Annotated in this window: 11 protein-coding genes; 10 read left to right on the top strand and 1 reads right to left on the bottom strand. The window is 30.3% G+C overall.

The features are described 5' to 3' along the window. Positions 1-95 precede the first annotated feature (95 nt). Positions 96-1109 carry a zinc-binding alcohol dehydrogenase family protein gene (locus Q0776_RS13920; RefSeq protein ID WP_298369483.1) on the bottom strand — a complete coding sequence of 338 codons (1014 nt, stop codon included), beginning with the start codon at positions 1107-1109 and terminating at the stop codon, positions 96-98. A 195-nt stretch (positions 1110-1304) separates the two neighbouring features. Here Q0776_RS13920 and Q0776_RS13925 point away from each other — a divergent pair, with 195 nt between their 5' ends. The 10 genes from Q0776_RS13925 to Q0776_RS13970 all read left to right on the top strand — a co-directional run bounded on the left by Q0776_RS13925 (position 1305) and on the right by Q0776_RS13970 (position 19345). Further along, positions 1305-2330 (top strand): LacI family DNA-binding transcriptional regulator, encoded by a 1026-nt coding sequence (locus Q0776_RS13925; protein ID WP_298369485.1) that lies wholly within the window; start codon positions 1305-1307, stop codon positions 2328-2330. Between the two features lie 104 nt (positions 2331-2434). Beyond that, positions 2435-6718, top strand: coding sequence for a two-component regulator propeller domain-containing protein (locus Q0776_RS13930; protein ID WP_298369488.1), 4284 nt, complete (start codon positions 2435-2437; stop codon positions 6716-6718). 16 nt (positions 6719-6734) lie between these two features. Then, entirely contained in the window at positions 6735-7925 is a 1191-nt protein-coding gene (locus Q0776_RS13935) for a DUF6786 family protein (RefSeq protein ID WP_298369490.1), read from the top strand. Between the two features lie 150 nt (positions 7926-8075). Next, positions 8076-9608, top strand: a complete 1533-nt coding sequence (locus Q0776_RS13940; RefSeq protein ID WP_298369493.1) for a sulfatase-like hydrolase/transferase — start codon at positions 8076-8078, stop codon at positions 9606-9608. 134 nt (positions 9609-9742) lie between these two features. Next, positions 9743-13006 (top strand): glycoside hydrolase family 2 TIM barrel-domain containing protein, encoded by a 3264-nt coding sequence (locus Q0776_RS13945; RefSeq protein ID WP_298369496.1) that lies wholly within the window; start codon positions 9743-9745, stop codon positions 13004-13006. A gap of 110 nt (positions 13007-13116) precedes the next feature. After that, entirely contained in the window at positions 13117-14538 is a 1422-nt protein-coding gene (locus Q0776_RS13950; RefSeq protein WP_298369498.1) for a sulfatase-like hydrolase/transferase, read from the top strand. Between the two features lie 164 nt (positions 14539-14702). Continuing rightward, positions 14703-15572 carry a family 16 glycosylhydrolase gene (locus tag Q0776_RS13955; RefSeq protein WP_298369501.1) on the top strand — a complete coding sequence of 290 codons (870 nt, stop codon included), beginning with the start codon at positions 14703-14705 and terminating at the stop codon, positions 15570-15572. 11 nt (positions 15573-15583) lie between these two features. After that, the gene (locus Q0776_RS13960; protein WP_298369504.1) at positions 15584-16675 is read left to right on the top strand and encodes an SGNH/GDSL hydrolase family protein; all 1092 of its coding nucleotides are present in this window, start codon (positions 15584-15586) and stop codon (positions 16673-16675) included. A gap of 6 nt (positions 16676-16681) precedes the next feature. Further along, positions 16682-17476 carry a hypothetical protein gene (locus Q0776_RS13965; protein ID WP_298369507.1) on the top strand — a complete coding sequence of 265 codons (795 nt, stop codon included), beginning with the start codon at positions 16682-16684 and terminating at the stop codon, positions 17474-17476. A gap of 33 nt (positions 17477-17509) precedes the next feature. Continuing rightward, the gene (locus tag Q0776_RS13970) at positions 17510-19345 is read left to right on the top strand and encodes an arylsulfatase (protein WP_298369509.1); all 1836 of its coding nucleotides are present in this window, start codon (positions 17510-17512) and stop codon (positions 19343-19345) included. Positions 19346-19373 lie beyond the last annotated feature (28 nt).

Consider the following 19373-nt stretch of genomic DNA (forward strand, 5'->3'; position numbering starts at 1 on the left):
CTGAGAAAATCTTAAAAATCCGTGTGGAGCCAATCTTAACATGATTTCTCCAAATGTTACTACTTTTTTCATTTAGTCTGTATTATTATGTATAGTTATAGTTTAAAGTCTACGGTTGCTTTCATAACACCAGTTTCTAAATCGCACCAGCTATCAAAGTTGGCAATCATTTCAGTATAAGGGACATTATGAGTGATGTATGAATCTGTAGGGAATTGATCTAAAACACTAATTACATGTTCAAAATCTTCAGTAGTAGCATTTCTACTACACATTAATGTCATTTCTTTAGCGTGTACTTTTGGATGTGTATACGTTAGTTCTCCTTTAGATAATCCAACTAGTATAAATCGTCCTCCATGCGCCATATAATCTGGGCAAGCTTCCAAAGCAAATTTATTTCCAGATGCATCAAAAACAGCAGTTGCTAAATCTCCATTAGTAATTTCAGAAATAGCTTCAATAGGATTATTTCCTGCGTTTACAACATAATCTACACCAATTTTATCTTTAGCATAAGCCAATCGTTGGTCATTCATATCAAGAGCAATAACTTTTGCTCCTGCAATTTGAGCTAATTTCATAATACCAATTCCAATTGGACCACAACCTACTACAACTACAGTTTCACCTGGTTTTATATCGGCTCTTCTTACAGCGTGAGCTCCAATAGCTAAAGGTTCAACTATTGCCATTTGATCATCAGATAAATTATTAGCTGGTAATAAAATATCTGCAGGCACCGTAATTTGTTCTTGCATCCCACCATCACCGTGCACCCCTAATACTGTTATGTTTGTACAGCAGTTAGTTTTTCCGTTTCTACAAGCAATGCATTTTCCACAGCTAACATACGGCATTACTACAACCTTGTCTCCGGCTTTAATTCCACGAGCATTTTCTCCAATCTCTAATACTTCAGAGGCGAGTTCATGACCTAAAATTCTTGGGTAGGTGAAAAACGCCTGATTTCCACCATAGGCGTGTATATCGGTTCCGCAAATTCCAACTTTATTTATTTGTAATAAAGCTTCATTTTCTTTTCTAACTGGAGCGTCTTTTTCTTTTAATTGAAAGTCTCCTGGTTTTTCGCAAACAATGTATTTCATTATAAATATTTTTTAAATTCGGTTTAGTTCAATCGTTTGAACAATTTATTAAAAAAATAAAGATTTAAAATAAATCTTTTTGTTTATATCTCTCTGTAACCCCAGTAAAATAAAGAAAAATATTAATTTATTTATTTGGCATTTAGAAAAAAGAGTCTATCTTTGTTCAATCGATTGAACAAATGTATAAAAATTTTGGGAATTAAAAAAAAATCTACAATAAAAGATATTGCTAATGTTTTAGGGTTGACGCCTTCGGCTGTCTCTAAAGCGTTAAACAACCATCCTAGAATTAGTGATAAAACGAAAATTGCTGTAAAACAAGTTGCAGAGAATTTAAACTATCAACCAAATCATTTAGCAAGTGCTTTACGAAAAGGGAAAAGTAATTTGGTGGGTGTAATTATTCCTAGAAATAATAGTAATTTCTTTTCTTCTGTGTTAGAAAATATAGAGGAAGTTTTAAATAAAGAAGGTTATAATATTATTATTACTCAATCTAATGAGTCTTATAAAAAAGAATGTAATAATATAGAATCTTTATTGTACACTCAGGTTGATGGTATTATTGCTTCTTTGGCAAATGAAACGGTTAATTTGGAATATTATGAGAAAATTAAGGCGAAAGGAATTCCTTTAATTTTATTTGATAGAGGTGAAAATGATTTAAATGTGGATTATGTAGGTATTGATGATTATTTATCGAGTCATATGATTATTGAGCATTTAGTATCTCAAAAATGTAAAAGAATTGCTCATATTGCAGGTTTTAGTCATTCTAGAATATATAAAAATAGGATTTCGGGCTATAGAGATGCTCTAAAAGAATATAATTTACCTATTGAAGAAGATTTAATTATTGAAAGTAATTTGAGAATAGAAGATGGTAGGCGAATTATGGAGGGATTGTTAAATTTACCAAAAAGACCCGATGCAGTTTATGCCGCAGGTGATTATGCTGCCTTAGGAGCTTTACAAGTTTTAAAAGAAAATAATATTAATGTTCCAAACGATATAGCTTTGGTAGGTTTTAGTAATGAGCCATTTACCTCATTTGTACAACCATCAATTTCTACAATTGATCAAAAAAGCGAGTTGATTGGAAAGCTAGCAGCTGAAGCGTTTTTAAATAGGATTGAAAATCCATCAATAAAAACTACTTTAAATAAAATTATAGTAGATGCTGAGTTAATTGTAAGAGATTCATCTAATAGAGAATAGTTCGGTTTTGAATGACTATGTTTGTTTGAATATTAAAGATTTGAAAAAGGCAATTATTTGTTTAATCAAATTTTTAATATCTTTTGTTAATATTTTTACTAATTATGAAATACAGATTATCAAAATATAATATCAAGAGTTTTGTAATAAGTTTTATTATAAACGTTGTTTCTATTGGAGTTTGTGTTGCTCAAGGTGGAATTTCATTTGATCACCTTTCTACAAAAAATGGACTTTCGCAAAATGATGTCAATGCTATTTATCAAGACAATCAAGGATTTATGTGGTTTGGAACACATGATGGTTTAAACCGTTATGATGGCTATAAGTTTACAGTTTTTAAACCTAATCCAAATGATGAGTTTAGTATTAATAGTAATTTGGTTTGGAAAATTACGGGCGATGAAAATGATAATTTATGGATAGGTACTACGGGTTATGGATTAAACTATTTTGATAAGTCCTCAGAGAAATTTAGGCAATTTAGACATAATGAAGATGATGTTAATAGTTTAAGTAGTGATTATATTAGAGATATATATTTAGATAGGCAAAATCGTTTATGGATTGGAACTAAAGAAGGTTTAGACATGATTGATGTTACAAAAAATCATGACTCTTTAGTGTTTCATCATTTTAAACCTAATCTAGATAATTTTATAGAAAACCAAGGAAGTAATGCCATATCCTGTATTTTTCAAGATAGTCAAGATAGAATACTAGTTGGAGGGGCTAGAGGAATTTATAAATTATCGAGAGATAAAATGGGAGCCAATTATTTTCAGGTTATAAATAAATCAATTGGAATAAACAATATTCAGGTTAGAGACATTAGCGAAGACTCCTTTGGAAGATTGTTAATTGCTACTGTAAATAATTTGCATATATCTTATTTAAATAATGAAAAGCCAAAAAAAAATAAAATTCCATTAACCAGCGCTAATTATATTATTGAAAATGGTGAAAATTTATGGATCGGCGGTAATGAGGGTTTGTTTTACTTTAAGAATGACGATAAAAACGCTGTTCCTAAACTTTTAAATCATTTTAAATATGATCCAAAAAGTTCTATTAGTAGTTTAAGTAAAAACTTGGTTACATCCTTATTTATTGATAATACCGGAATAGTTTGGATAGGAACAAATGGAGGAGGAGTTAATATATTTGACCCAGAGAGTAAGCAGTTTAATTTAGTTCAAAAAAATTCGAATCCAAGTAGTTTAAGTAATGATAATATTCGAGCAATATTTGAAGATAGCAATGGTTACTTATGGATTGGCACAGAAGGTGGAGGATTAAATATGTTAAAAAAAGAAGATAATGATAATTATAATAAATTTACAAACCTTAATAAAATAAATCGTCCTTTTGCAATTACAGAAATAGCGCAGGGAAATAAAAAGTTGCTTTTAGTAGGAGGGCAAAGCTCACCTGGAATTTTTCAGATTGATATTACGCAACCTAGAAGTTTTTCTGAAAACGATTTAACTAGGTTTTTTAATGGTATACCAAGTGTTTTTTCTTTGTTAGAAGATAGCAATAAAAATTTATGGATTGGTACTTATAGTGGAGGTGTTTATAGGTGTTTAATTTATGGAAACAACTACGAGTATAAAAGAGATATACTTTCTCATAATATAAATCAGCCTAATAGCATTGCAAATGACATTATTAGAGATATTTTTGAAGACAGTAAAGGAGATATATGGTTTGGAACAGGTAATGGCTTATCTCGCTTAACAAAAAACGAAGCATTAAAGAAAAATCCTGAATTTATAAATTATAAAAACAAAAAGAACGATAGTACTAGTTTAAGTCATAACTATGTTTTAACCATTTTTGAAAGTAGCAAAGGTGATATTTGGATTGGAACTTTTGGAGGTGGACTCAATAAACTAATTGCCTCGTCCAATCCAGAAAGAGATTATTTTAAAAATTATTCTGAAAAAAATGGTCTTCCAAATAATGTAATAAAAGGAATTTTGGAAGATGATGAAGGAAATTTATGGCTTTCAACAAATAAAGGTTTGTCTAAATTTAACCCAACTACAGAAGTTTTTAAAAATTACGATAGTAATGATGGACTACAAAATGACGAATTTGGTGAATTAGCTCGTTTTAAGAAAAGAAATGGCGAAATGATATTTGGAGGAGTTAGTGGTTTTAATACGTTTTTTCCAGATAAAATAAAGGACAACTCAATTAAAGCGGAAACAGTTATTACAGGCTTTTCAATTTTTAATAAACCAATAGGAATTAATGAAGAAATTAACGGACGTGTTATTTTAAATAAATCAATTAATGAAATTGACCAAATAGATTTAAAATATAGTGAAAATAGTTTTTCATTTGAATTTGCGGCACTACATTATGCGGCTCCTCTAAAAAATCAATACGCATATAAATTAGAAGGGTTTAATGAAGATTGGGTTTTTACTTCATCTGATAAAAGATTTGCAACTTATACAAATTTAGAACCTGGTATTTATACCTTAAAGGTAAAAGCATCAAATAACGATGGGCTTTGGGATGAAACTCCTATAGAATTAAAAATTAATGTTATTCCACCATTTTGGAGAACAAATACAGCCAACGGTATTTATATATTGTTGTTTTTCTTGGCTATGATTGGCTTTAGAAGATTTACCATTATTCGCTCTACGAAGAAACATCAGCTTGAGTTGGAGCATTTTGAAAAAGAAAAACACGAAGAAATACATAGATTAAAACTAGAGTTTTTTACGAATATTTCACATGAATTTAGAACTCCTTTAACTTTAATAAAGGGCCCTTTAGAATATTTACAAAAGAATTGGAGAAATGTAGATCCAACTAAGGTAGAGGAGCAATATAATTTAATGCATAAAAATACAAATTACCTTTTAAGACTGGTAAATCAATTGTTAGATTTTAGAAAAATGGACAAAGGGAAAATGAGTCTAAAGGTTGGTAATAGCGATTTAATTGAGTTTATTAAAGTTGTTGGAGAACCATTTCAATTTTTAAGTAAGAAAAAAGCAGTTAATTTTAAAATTAAATCGAAGCTAAAATCTCTAAAATGCTGGTTTGATCCAGATGCTGTTGAGAAAATAATGAATAATTTATTATCCAATGCATTTAAATTTACACCAAGTCAAGGAAATATCTCAATATTAATTAGCGATGGAGCAGATTTTGAAGTGCCGAAAGAATTAGAACAAAAAAATAATTTAGAAGATTTTGTGGTTATAGAAGTGAAAGATTCGGGAAGAGGAATTCCAAAGCACAGGATTAAGTTTATTTTTGAACGTTTTTATGTAGATAGAGATGTTAGAAGAGTTAATTCGGAAGGAACAGGTATAGGATTGGCTTTTACCAAAAAACTGGTTGAATTACATCAAGGAAGTATAGATGTTATAAGTGAACAAAAAAAAGGAACAAGTTTTGTAATTTATTTACCTAAAAATAAATCGTATTATGAAGATAATATAGATATAACTTTTAGTGATGATAATGAAAGTGAAACATTTATAAATGAACAAAATGCTGAATCATACGCAGTTGGTGTTTTTGATGAAATTGTGGATCAAAATTATTCAAAAACAAGATCTAAAAACCCAATTTTATTAATTGTTGATGATAATGCGGATATTAGATCATTTATAAAATTAGGTTTAGAAGAAAAATATGAAATTTATGAAGCTGAAAATGGGGTGAAAGGTTTTGAACTGGCTTCAAAAATAATTCCAAACATTATAATTACAGATATTTTAATGCCAATAATGGATGGTATTGAATTTTGTGAAAAATTAAAAACTACGCAAGAAACAAGCCATATTCCAGTGGTTATGCTTACAGCCAAAACATCACCAGAATGGGAAAAAGAAGGTTTAAAAATTGGTGCAGATTCATATGTAAGAAAACCTTTCGATATGGAGCTTTTAGAGTTAAAATTGTCTAATATTTTAAACTACAGAGATAAATTAAGAAAAAGGTTTAATAGAGATACCACCTTGCAACCAAAAGAAGTTACTGTAACTTCTACAGATGAAATATTTCTTCATAAAGCAATTGAAATTGTTGAGAAAAATATGATGAACTCAGATTTTAGCGTTGAGCAATTAGTAAAAGAAATGTCCTTGAGTAGGAGTAATCTGTACTTAAAAATAAAAGAATTAACAGGGTTGTCATCAAGTGAATTTATTAGAAACATTCGATTAAAAAGAGCTGTACAGTTATTGGAAAAAAGCGATATGTCGGTGAAAGAAATTATGTATATGACAGGGTTTAATACAGCGTCCTATTTTTCCAAATGTTTTAAAAAACAATTTGGTGTAATTCCTAGTAAATATATTAGACAGAGAAATAATAGTGAAGAAACAATTGAGAATTTAATTGAAGATAAATAGTAAAAATCATTTAAAATTGAAAATAGAAAAATTGTTTTTTATTATATGTTTGTTACTCTTTGTTTTGAGTTGTCAATCTAATACAGAATACCAAAAAGGAACCTTTGGATACGATTTTAGCTTCTTAAAAAAACATATTGATCCAATTATTTTATCTAATTCAAACTCTAAAATTATTGTATCTCCTAAGCTTCAAGGAAGAGTATTAAGTAGCACTTCAAATGGAATGTTTGGCAAAAGTTATGGCTGGCTTAATTATAAATTAATTGAAAGTGAAAAATTTAGAGTTGGAGGAAATGGCTTTGGAGGTGAAGATCGTTTTTGGTTAGGACCAATTGGAAGTAAGTTTTCATTATATTATAATGGAAAAGAAATAGAAAGTGATAATTGGTACGTTCCAAAAGCTATAGATATTGAAACATATAATGTGGTTAAAAAAACAACTTCGGAAATAGAATTTGAAAAGAAATTAAAACTTGTAAATAATATTAATACCAATTTTAATATAAAGTTAAATAGACAAATTAAATTATTTTCAATTTCTGAAATTGAAAAAGATTTAGAAATTGAAATTTCAAAAAATATAAAAGTTGTAGGTTTTCAATCTAAAAATAGTATTGAAAATATTGGAAATGATTGGATTGAAAAAAATGGAATTATAGCACCCTGGATTTTAGGGATGTTTCAAGGCACACATAAATCTATAGGAATATTTCCTGTTAATAAAAAAGAAAATGATTCATTAACTATTCAAAAATATTTAGCTGAAATAGATAAGGATAAATTAGTTTGTTCGGATAGTGCAGTTTTTTATAAAACAGATGGAGCTTATAGAAGTAAAATAGGAATTAATAAAATTAATGCGAAACCTATCTTTGGAAACATAGATTTTAAAAATAAAGTGTTAACAATTATTACGTTTAAGTTTAACAATAAAGGAAACTATTTAAATTGTGATGAATATAATCACAGTGAGCTTTACAAAGGTGATGTTGTAAGTTGTTATAATAATGCTAGTGAAAATAACGTTTCAACTTTTTTCGAGTTAGAAAGTGCTGCTTCAGCAAAAGTATTAAAAAACGGAGAAAGGAACATTCATTGGCATAATACATATCATTTTGAAGGACCTATGACAGATTTAGAGCACATAGCAAAAAAGCTTTTAGGGGTTAGTTTAAAGGCTTTGAAGAATGATAATTTTAAATAAAAACATTTGTTGCACTATAAAATTCATACGTTTTTAAATTATTGATTTTAATAAAGCAACTTTGTAAAATAGATTTTTTGAATTAAATAATAAGGTTAAACAGTGCTCGTGTAAAAAACGAGCATTGTTTGTAATAAAAACAAAAGCACCATGTTAAAAAATTATTTTGTGTTACTGCTAGTAGTATTAGTAAGTTGTAATAAAACAACTAAAAAAGAAGTTGCAGAAAAAAATGAAAAACCAAACATTGTTTTCATTTTTACTGATGATCAAACCTATTCGTCTATTAATGCATTGGGAAATAAAGAAATTATAACTCCAAATATGGATGCTATGGTAAAAGCAGGAACAACTTTTACACACGCATATAATATGGGATCTTGGAGTGGAGCAGTTTGTGCTGCTTCTAGAGCAATGATAAATTCTGGGCGTTTTGTTTGGAGAGCAAATAAATTCAGAAAAAATTGGTATAAAAAAGATAGTGTTAGTTTAAGTAAAACTTGGAGTAAATTAATGGAAGCCAACGGATATGATACTTATATGACTGGTAAATGGCATGTAGATGCTCCGGCTTCAATGGTTTTTCAAAATACGATTAATATTAGAGGAGGAATGCCTAAAGATGCTTGGGATCACGCAACAATGGTTAAAAAGTTTGATTCACTATCTAAAATAAAAGGAGCAAATTCTGCTGATATTATGCCAAACGGTTATAACCGACCTTTAAGTGAGAACGACAAATCTTGGTCGCCAACAGATACTTCAAAAGGTGGTTTTTGGAAAGGTGGAAAACACTGGAGTGAAGTTTTAAAGGATGATGCAATTGGTTTTATTAATCAAGCGAAAGAAAAAGACAATCCGTTTTTTATGTATTTAGCATTCAATGCGCCACACGATCCAAGACAAGCTCCGCAAGAGTTTGTAGATATGTATCCATTAGAAAATATTTCTGTTCCAAAAAGTTTTTTACCAGAATATCCTTACAGACATAATATTGCAAATGGAGATGATTTACGGGATGAAGCTTTGGCTCCATTTCCAAGAACAGAATATGCTGTTAAGGTACACACCCAAGAATATTATGCAAGTATAACTCATGTTGACGCCCAAATAGGTGCTATTATAGAAACTTTGAAAAAATCGGGTAAAATGAATAATACGTATATTATTTATACCGCTGATCACGGTTTGGCAATGGGTAGACATGGGTTATTAGGTAAACAAAGTTTGTTCGATCATAGTATTCGTCCGCCAATGGTTATTATTGGACCTGATATTCCTGCAGATAAACGTTCAAATGTAGATGTATATTTACAAGATGTTATGGCAACTGCGCTTGATATTTCTGGGGCAGAAAAACCAGCATATGTAGAGTTCAATAGTTTCTTAGATATTGCAAAAGGTAAACGAAAAGAAAGTCATTACAAATCCATTTATGGCGCTTATTTAAGTGTAAGTCGTATGATTAGAAAAGATGGTTTCAAGTTATTGGTTTATCCAGAATTAAATAAAATATTATTATTTGATTTAATTAATGATCCTGAAGAAATGAATGATTTAGCGGGGGATTCAGCAAATAAAGAAAAAATTAAAACAATGTTTGATGAATTACTTGTTCTTCAAAAAGAAATGGACGATCCACTCGATATATCAGGTATTTATAATAAGTTTTATAAAAACTAAAACAAAAAAGCCGCAATTTATTTGCGGCTTTTTTTTGTAAATAAACCAATTGTAATCTTTTTTAAATCAATTCTGATAGATAAGTATCGAAATCAATATTACTTTTACCTTTAATAAATTTTATCGTATTTTAAATGAAAAATAGTACACTTACTTTTATCGCTTTATTTTTAACAACGCTTGTATTTTCTCAACTAAAAAACGATTGGGAAAATCCAAATGTTAATCAAATTAATAGATTGCCATCTGTTGCAACTTTTTATAATTTTGAAAATGAATCTCAAGCAATTTCTGGAGAAAGAGAGTCTTCAAAATATTATAAATCATTAAATGGTGATTGGAAATTTAGTTGGGTTGCAAAACCATCTGATGCTTCTAAAACTTTTCAAGAAAGTAATTTTGATGCTTCTGGTTGGGATGTAATTGATGTTCCTTCAAATTGGGAAATGAGAGGTTATGGAACACCAATTTATACAAATTCAACATATCCGTTTTTTAGTGATTTTCCAAAAATAAATCATCACGATAATCCAGTTGGGCATTACATTAAATCTTTTAATGTAGATGCTTCTTGGGAAAATAGAGATGTAATTCTTCATTTTGGTGGCGTTTCTTCGGCATATTATGTTTGGGTAAATGGTGAATTTGTTGGTTATAGTGAAGATACTAGATTACCTGCTGAATTTGATATTACAGAACATTTAGTTGAAGGAGAAAATAAGGTTGCTGTAAAAGTGTATAGATGGAGTGATGGAAGTTATATGGAAGCGCAGGATCACTGGAGAATGAGTGGAATTGAGCGAGAGGTTTATTTGCAAGCTGTTCCAAAAGTGAGACTTTCTAACTTTTTTGTTAGAACGGATTTTGATGAAAACTACGAAGATGCTTTGTTGCAAATTAGACCCGAGTTTATTGCAAACATTTCAAATAAATATGTAGAAAAAGTTGGGCATTTTGGTACGGCTCCATTAAAAACTACAGTTGATAATTGGACATTAACTTCTAAATTAGTTAATGCTGAAGGTGAAAAGGTAGGAAAAGAAAATGTATTTAAATTAGGGGCGTTTTTTGGCGAGTTTTATCCACAAAGAGATAACGTTTATTTTGGATTGATTGAAACTAAAGTAAAGTCTCCAAAACATTGGTCGTCAGATGATCCTTATTTATATACACTTTTACTAGAAGTAAAAGATGACAAAGGAAATTCTATTCAACATACAAGTACAAAAGTTGGTTTTAGAGAGGTTGAAGTTGATGAAAGAGGACGCTTTTTGGTGAATGGTAATCCAGTAAAAATGATTGGTGTTAATCGTCACGATCATCATATGACTAACGGAAAAGCACTTTCAAGAGCAGATATGGAAGAAGATGTAAGGTTATTAAAGCAGTTCAATTTTAATGCTGTACGTACTTCACACTATCCAAACGACCCTTATTTTTACGATTTATGTGATAAATATGGAATTTACGTAATGGATGAGGCAAATTTAGAAACACACGGTGTTCGTGGTCAATTGTCAAATGTTTCAGAATGGAGTAACTCGTATTTAGAACGTGCAGTTAGAATGGTTGAGCGAGATAAAAACCACCCAAGTATTGTTATGTGGAGTTTAGGAAACGAATCAGGAATGGGACCAAATCACGCTGCGATGGCAACTTGGATTAAAACTTTTGATCCAACTCGTTATGTACATTATGAAGGGGCTCAAGGTGTTCCAAATCATAAAAATTACACGCCTAATTTTAAAGAAGCTCATAGTAAGGGAAACCCAACCGATCCAGCTTGGGTAGATATGATAAGTAGAATGTATCCATCGCCAACAGAGTTACAAAGTTTAATAGACCATACTAGTCCTATTGATTCGCGTCCAGTTGTAATGTGTGAGTATGCGCATTCAATGGGGAATTCAACAGGAAACATGAAAAAATATTGGGATGTTATTTATAAAAACGACAGAGCTTTAGGTGGTTATATTTGGGATTGGATTGATCAAGGTTTATTGAAAAAAGACGAAAATGGAAAAGAGTTTTTAGCTTACGGTGGTGATTATGGAGACACACCAAACGATGGTAGTTTTTGTATTAACGGTGTAATAGCATCAGATAGAACTCCAAAACCAGCAACTTACGAGTGTAAAAAAGTAAATCAGCCAATAGTTATTTCGGCTGTAAATGCTTTAAAGGGTGAATTCGAAATTTTAAATCGTCACCACGCTACTGATTTATCTAAATACGATTTGTTTTGGAATATCACTGAAAACGGAAAAATAATTCAACAAGGAAATGTATTAAGTTTAAGTACTAAACCATTTGAATCAGATAAATTAAGAATTGACTTTAAAAAGCCAAAATTGAAAACTGCTAGCGAATACTTTATCAATATTCAAGGGAAGTTGAAAGAAGATGCTTTATGGGAAAGCAAAGGTTATTTAGTGTTTGAAGAGCAGTTTAAATTAAACTATTCGGTAAAAAATGCTGAAAACTTAAAGAGTAATTCAACATTAACAGTTGATGACAATAGTAAGGAAATAACTGTAAAAAATAAAGCAGTTATAGTAAAGGTTAATAAATCTACTGGTTATATTTCTTCATATAAATCAAAAGGAATCAATGTTATAGCTTCACCTTTAAAATTAAATTTTTGGAGAGCTGAAACTGAAAACGATGAGGCTTACAGAAAAAGTATGAAAAAACAAAATGAGTTAGATTGGATGAATGCAGGCGATAACTTAAATGTTGAAAATGTGACCGTAGTTTCTTCAGAAAAAGGAAAAGTAATAGTTTCTGTTAAAGGTGAAATAGCGAATCCAAAAACAACGGTTAATTTATTATATACCATTTTAGGAAGCGGTGAAGTAAAGGTAGATTACAATGTTGAAATTGCAGAAGGTTCGCCAAATGCACCAAGAATTGGAATGCAATTCGATATTTCTGATGCTTATGGAAAGTTAACATATTTAGGTAAAGGACCACATCCAAATTATGCCGATAGAAACTATGGTTCTCATATTGGTTTATATTCTGGAAAAGCAAAAACTATGAGTTATCAATATGTTTATCCTGAAGAATTTGGAAATCATACTGAAACTAGTTGGTTTAAATTGGAAAGCTTAAATAGAAAAGGTGTTTTGGTAAAAGGAGAAGATAAATTGAGTTTTAGTGTAGTGCCATATAGCACTAAAAATTTACAAGAAGCAAAACATACCAATGAGTTAATTGATAGAAATGTTTTAACTGTGAATGTAGATTTAAAACAAACTGGAGTTGGTGGAGACGACACTTGGTCAAAGAGAGCAGAATCGCACGAAGAATATTTAATTAAACCAGGAGATTATAAGTATTCATTTTACTTAGTTCCTTATTCATCAAAAGTGAAAGCCGAAAAAATAAAATTTTAATGAAATAGAACATATGTAGTAGTTATGTGAACAAATGTATAGGATTTTATATTAGAAGTCTAGTACTTTTGAATTTGATAAGTTGTAATTTTAAATTTTAAAGGTTAATTATGAAATCTAAACTAGCTATTTTATTACTAGCAATCATTTGTTTTTCCTGTGTAGAAAAACAACAAGAAGAAACAACAGTTGTTACTAAAAGTTCAGAAAAACCAAACATTATTGTGGTTTTAACTGATGACCAAGGTTGGGCTGATGTTGGATTTAATGGTTGTACAGATATTCCAACACCAAATTTAGATAAAATGGCTGGAGAAGGAGTTATTTTCTCAAACGGATATGTATCACACCCATATTGTAGTCCTTCAAGAGCTGGTCTACTAACTGGTCGTTACCAAGCACGTTTTGGTCACGATTGTAATATGCCATATGATATGGAAGGAGACGCAACCGTTGGTACCCCTTTATCTGAAAAAATGATGCCTGAAGCATTTAAAGAATTAGGTTATAGAACAAGTGCAATTGGAAAATGGCATTTAGGAGATCACGAAGATTTATGGCCACCAGCACAAGGTTTTGACCATTGGTTTGGTTTTCCGGGAGGAGGAATGAACTTTTGGGGAATTTCAAAAAATAAAATTCAAACCATTTATAGAGATAGAAAAGCTGTACCAGAAGATGAATTAACATACTTAACAGATGATTTTACAGATGAAGCGATAGATTTTATCACAAAAAAAGATGATAAGCCATTTTTTATGTATTTGGCATATAATGCTCCACACGCACCAGATCACGCTACAAAACAGTATTTAGAGAAAACAAAACACATTGAGTATGCTGGTAGAAGTATTTATGGTGCTATGGTAAATGGAGTTGACCATAGTGTTGGGAGAATTGATTCTACATTGGTAGCAAACGGAATGAAAGACAATACTGTTATTGTTTATTTAAGTGATAACGGAGGTAGAACTGAACACGCAGATAATAGACCTTATAGAGGACATAAAGGAATGTTGTTTGAAGGTGGAATTAAAGTTCCGTTTTATATTACATATCCAAACGGAATTAAACCAAACCAAGTGTATGACGAGCCAGTTATATCTTTAGATTTATTTCCAACTTTGTTAAATTTAGCTGGAGGAGACGCTTCTAAAGAAACACAATTGGAAGGAAAAGATTTACTACCATTTATAAATAAAGAAGTTACAAATAAGCCACACGAAATTATGTTTTGGCGTTCAGTTGGTGGATTTGAATATGCAGTTAGAAAAGGAAACTTTAAGTTGTATAAAAGTTCTTATAAAAATAAAACGTTGTTATTTGATTTAGAAAAGGACTCTTATGAACGTCATGATATTTCGGATAAACACCCAAAAATTATGGCTGAATTAGAATTAGCTTATAAAGAATGGGATTCAAAAAATATCCCTCCACAATGGTTTGATCCTCACGCAGAGAATGTATTAAAAGAAGAAAAGAGATTTCAGACAACAAGAAATAGGGCATTAAGACCAAAAGCTAAAAAATAATTGTTTTTAATCAATATATAAGCTAAAAGAGGGGTAAATTTTACCCCTCTTTTTAATTTGTAAGAGATTTTAAATAATAAATCATATGTAGTACAATTATGGACAATTGAATTTTAATACGTGTTGAACAAATAGTAAATTTAATTTTTTAAAATAAGCAATGTATGTATTATAAATTAAAGGTTTTGGTAGTTTTATTTTTAATAGCAAATGGTTCATTATTTGCTCAAAATTTAACTATTCCACCCAAAAATTATGTTGATTCAGTAAACATAGATGGAGCTGTTAAAAGAATTAACAATAAATTCCCACTTTCAGATCAATCAAATTCAAAAAAATGGAAGCTTCTTAAAAAATATTCAGATGAATTTAAAGGAAGTGAGTTAAATGAAGAACGTTGGTATCCAAATAACCCAAAATGGAAAGGGAGACCGCCTACATATTTCCATGGTTCAAATGTTAGCTTAGAAAATGATGAATTGGTAATAAGAGTTAACAAGCACGGAAATGAAACTTTGCCAAAAGATTTTACACATTCTACGGGGTTTATAAAAAGTAAAAACAAATTTTTATATGGTTATTTTGAAGCTGAAGTTAAACTTATGGATGCACCTTGGGTTTCTGGTTTTTGGATGACTAATGTTAGTAAAGATTGGTGGACCGAGATTGACATTTGTGAAAATGCTCCAGGTTTATACTATAATCGTCACGATTTAAATTCAAATATTCACGTATTTAGAGCGCCAAAAGATAAAGGTGATGTAAAAAAACATTTTTCAAGAACAAAAAAATATTATTTCCCAGAAGAATTACAGGCCGATTATCACGTATGGGGATTGGAATGGACACCAGAGTTTATTCGTTTTTATATTGATGGAATTTTGTTTAGAGAAGCAAAAAATACACATTGGCATCAACCATTAGAAGTTAATTTTAATTGTGAGTCTAATAAATGGTTTGGAGCATTACCTGATGATAATCGATTAGATGGTGAATATCATGTAAAATATTTTAGAGCTTGGAAACTGAAATAAGAAAAATTATAATGAAACACCTATTTAGATATACGTTATTACTGTTTTTAGTTGTTGGTTGCAAAACACTAGTTGTTGATTCGGCTACTACTTTTGTGAAACATTCTAATAAAAACATAGCCTATGAAGGTCGAGTTGGTGTTAACAAAACACGAACAGCTTCAGAAATATATTGGTCTGGTACTTCAATAAAAATAAATTTTGAAGGAAAAACCGCAAAAATAATTTTAGATGATGAAAACGGAAAAAATTATTTTAATGTAATAATAGACGGTTCCAAATTTAAAACTTTAAAACTGAACAAAGGTAAAAACAGTTATGTTTTAGCTGAAAACCTAAAGAAAGGAAAGCACTCAATTGAATTAACTAAAAGAAATGAATGGACTTTTGGTAATACCTTGTTTTATGGTTTTGAAATTGAAGGAAAACTTTTAGATAAAGACCCTAAAAAAGAATTATTTTTTGAATTTTATGGCGATTCTATTACAGCAGGTCACGGAAATGAGGATTATAGTGGGAACGATAAACCTGATGGAAATGTAACTAACAATTATAACACTTATGCCGCAATTACTGCTCGTGAATTTAATGCTGAATATAGCTGTATTGCTCGTGGAGGAATTGGAATTATGGTAAGTTGGTTTAATATGATAATGCCTGAAATGTATTACAGGTTAAACCCAAGTGATGAAAATAGCAAATGGGATTTTACTCAAAAAACGCCAGATGTAGTTGTGGTAAATTTATTTCAAAATGACTCTTGGATTGTAAATAGACCAAAACATGAAGAGTTTAAAAGACGCTTTGGAACCGAAAAACCTTCCGAAGAAAAAACAATTTTGGCATATGCTAATTTCATAAAAACCATTAGAGGTAAATATCCAAATACTCCAATTATTTGTGTATTGGGTAATATGAATATCACAAAAGTAGGTTCAAAATGGCCTGGGTACGTAGAAAGTGCAGTAAAAAGTCTAAAAGATGATAAAGTTTATACTAGTTTCACTCCTTATAAAAACTCAAAAGGACATCCAAAAGTTGAAGAGCATCAATTAATTGCTAATGTTCTAATTGAGACAATTAAAAATTTAAACCTTAAATAAAATATTATGCTGAAATTAAAAAGAGAATTTTTACTATATACAAAGGTTATTTTTGTAATTTTTTTATTAGTTTCTTGTGGTGATGATTCAGATGATGTAACTGATGAGGTAATTGAAATAGTTGAAGAGGAGGAAGAAGAAATTGAAGAGGAAGAGGTAGTTGAAGAGGAAGAGGTAGTTGAAGAATGTACAACAGGAATAATCTATATCGAAAAAGATGGGATTCTTAAAGCTGATTTTGAAAGTTTAGCAGCTTTTAACGGATGGGATTCAGAAACTTCGGTTGACGGTTTTCAAGGATTAGGTTATATAGTTTGGAAAGGTTCACAATATTTTGGTGCTCCAGGAACTGGAATTTTAGAATACCCCATAAGAATTTCAACTCCTGGTACTTATAGGTTTATGTGGCGATCTAGAATTACAAATGGTAATGATGGAACGGAACACAACGATACGTGGTTAAGGTTTGCAGATGCAGATGATTTTTATGGTAAAAAAGGAGACCATATTGTATATCCTGGAGGAACTGGTAAAACACCAAGACCAAACGGATCTAGTAAAGAAGGTTGGTTTAAAGTGTATATGAGTGGTGCCGGTACGTGGAAATGGGCTTCGAATACAAGTGATAATGATGGCCATGGAATTTATGTGAAATTTGATGAAGCCGGTGATTATATTATGGAAATTTCAGCAAGGTCTTCACACCATGCATTAGACAGATTTGTGATGGTGAAAAGTGGAATTAATATAAATGATGTAACGGATGAAAGCGTTGCTTTAAGTGAATTAATTTGTAAATAAAATATTTAATTAATAAAGTATAAAAAAAGAAAAATGAAAGCAATTAAATTAGTTTTATTGGTAGCACTGCTAACAATTAGTTGTAGTAGTAACAAAGAAGCCAAAAAAAGTGAAGCAAAATCTGAAGCTAAACCAAACGTTATTTTGGTTATAACCGATGATCAAGGTTATGGTGATTTAGCAGTTCATGGTAATACACTAATAAAAACACCAAATATTGATAATTTTTATGATGAAAGTTATCATCTAACCGATTTTCATGTTGGGCCAACTTGTGCGCCAACCCGTTCAGGATTAATGACTGGGCGTTATGCAAATAGTGTAGGTGTTTGGCATACTGTGGGTGGATGGAGTTTATTGAGACAGCAAGAAAAAACAATGGCTGATATGTTTACACAAGCAGGTTATAAAACTGGAGGATTTGGAAAATGGCATTTAGGAGATAATTATCCGTTTAGACCAGAACATAGAGGTTTTCAAGAAACTGTTATGCACGGTGGTGGTGGAGTTTATCAAACACCAGATTATTGGGGTAATACTTATTTTAACGATACTTATTTTAAAAATGGAATACCCCAAAAATATGAAGGATATTGTACGGATGTTTTCTTCGACGAAGCTACCAAGTTTATAAAAAGTAATAAAGATGAACCATTTTTCTGTTACATCTCTACTAATGCTCCACACGGTCCATATAATGTACCACTAGAGTATTACAATATGTACAAAGATATTGATGAGAATCAATTGTCTGATACTCAAAAACGTTTTTATGGAATGATTACCAATGTTGACGATAACTTTGGAAAACTTCGTAAAACATTAAAAGAATTAAATATAGCAGATAATACTATTTTAATTTTTATGACTGATAACGGTACTGCGGCCGGTTACAAGTACAATAAAGAAAAAAAGATTACAACTGGTTTTAATGCAGGTATGAAAGGAAATAAAGGAAGTGCCTATGAAGGAGGTCACAGAGTACCGTTTTTTATTCATTGGAAAAATGGAGATATCAATGTTTCAAAAGATATTAATCAGTTAACCGCTCATTTAGATATAATGCCAACTTTAGCTGAATTATGTGGAATTGAGATGCCAAAAGGAGGAATGCCAATAGATGGAGAAAGTATTGTTCCAATGTTTAAAAATCCAGAGTTAGAAAATAACAGAATGTTAGTTACAGATTCTCAACGTTTACAACAATTGGTTAAATGGAGAAACTCTTCAGTAATGCAAAACAAATGGCGTTTAATTAATGGTAAAGAGTTATACAATTTAGAAAACGATAAAGGTCAAAAAAATAATATTGCAGAACAAAATCCAGAGAAACTAAAAGAAATGCGCGATTTCTATGAAAAATGGTGGAAACAAGTATCGGTTCAAGGAGATGAGCAAGTTTATATTCCTATTGGAACTAATTTTGAAAATCCAGTAACCTTAACATCTCACGATTTACATTCAATGAAGGAGAAGGAGTATTATGCTTGGAACCAAATTTATATTAGAAATGGAGATGTTGCTGAAGGATTTTGGAGTATTGATGTTGCAGAAGCTGGTGAGTACGAATTTTCATTAAGAAGATATCCAATAGAATCTGGTTTAAAAATTAATGCAACAACACCAAAAATTACTCCTAACGATGTTCCTGGTTTAGAGAAAACCATTCCTGAAGGAAAGAATTTAGAGTTTGTGAAAGCTTCAATAAATATTCAAGGACAAGAAAATGAAGTGAAGTTCGATGAAAATGCTACGTCTGTTGAATTTACTTTAAAACTTGAAAAAGGAAATACAAAATTAGAGGCAAGTTTATTTAATAAAAAAGGAGAAAAAAATACAGCTTATTATGTATATGTAAAAAAGAAGTAATAATTAAATTAATATATAAAAAAAGGCG

Origin of the sequence: uncultured Lutibacter sp. (assembly GCF_947495725.1) — a bacterium.
GTDB lineage: Bacteria > Bacteroidota > Bacteroidia > Flavobacteriales > Flavobacteriaceae > Lutibacter.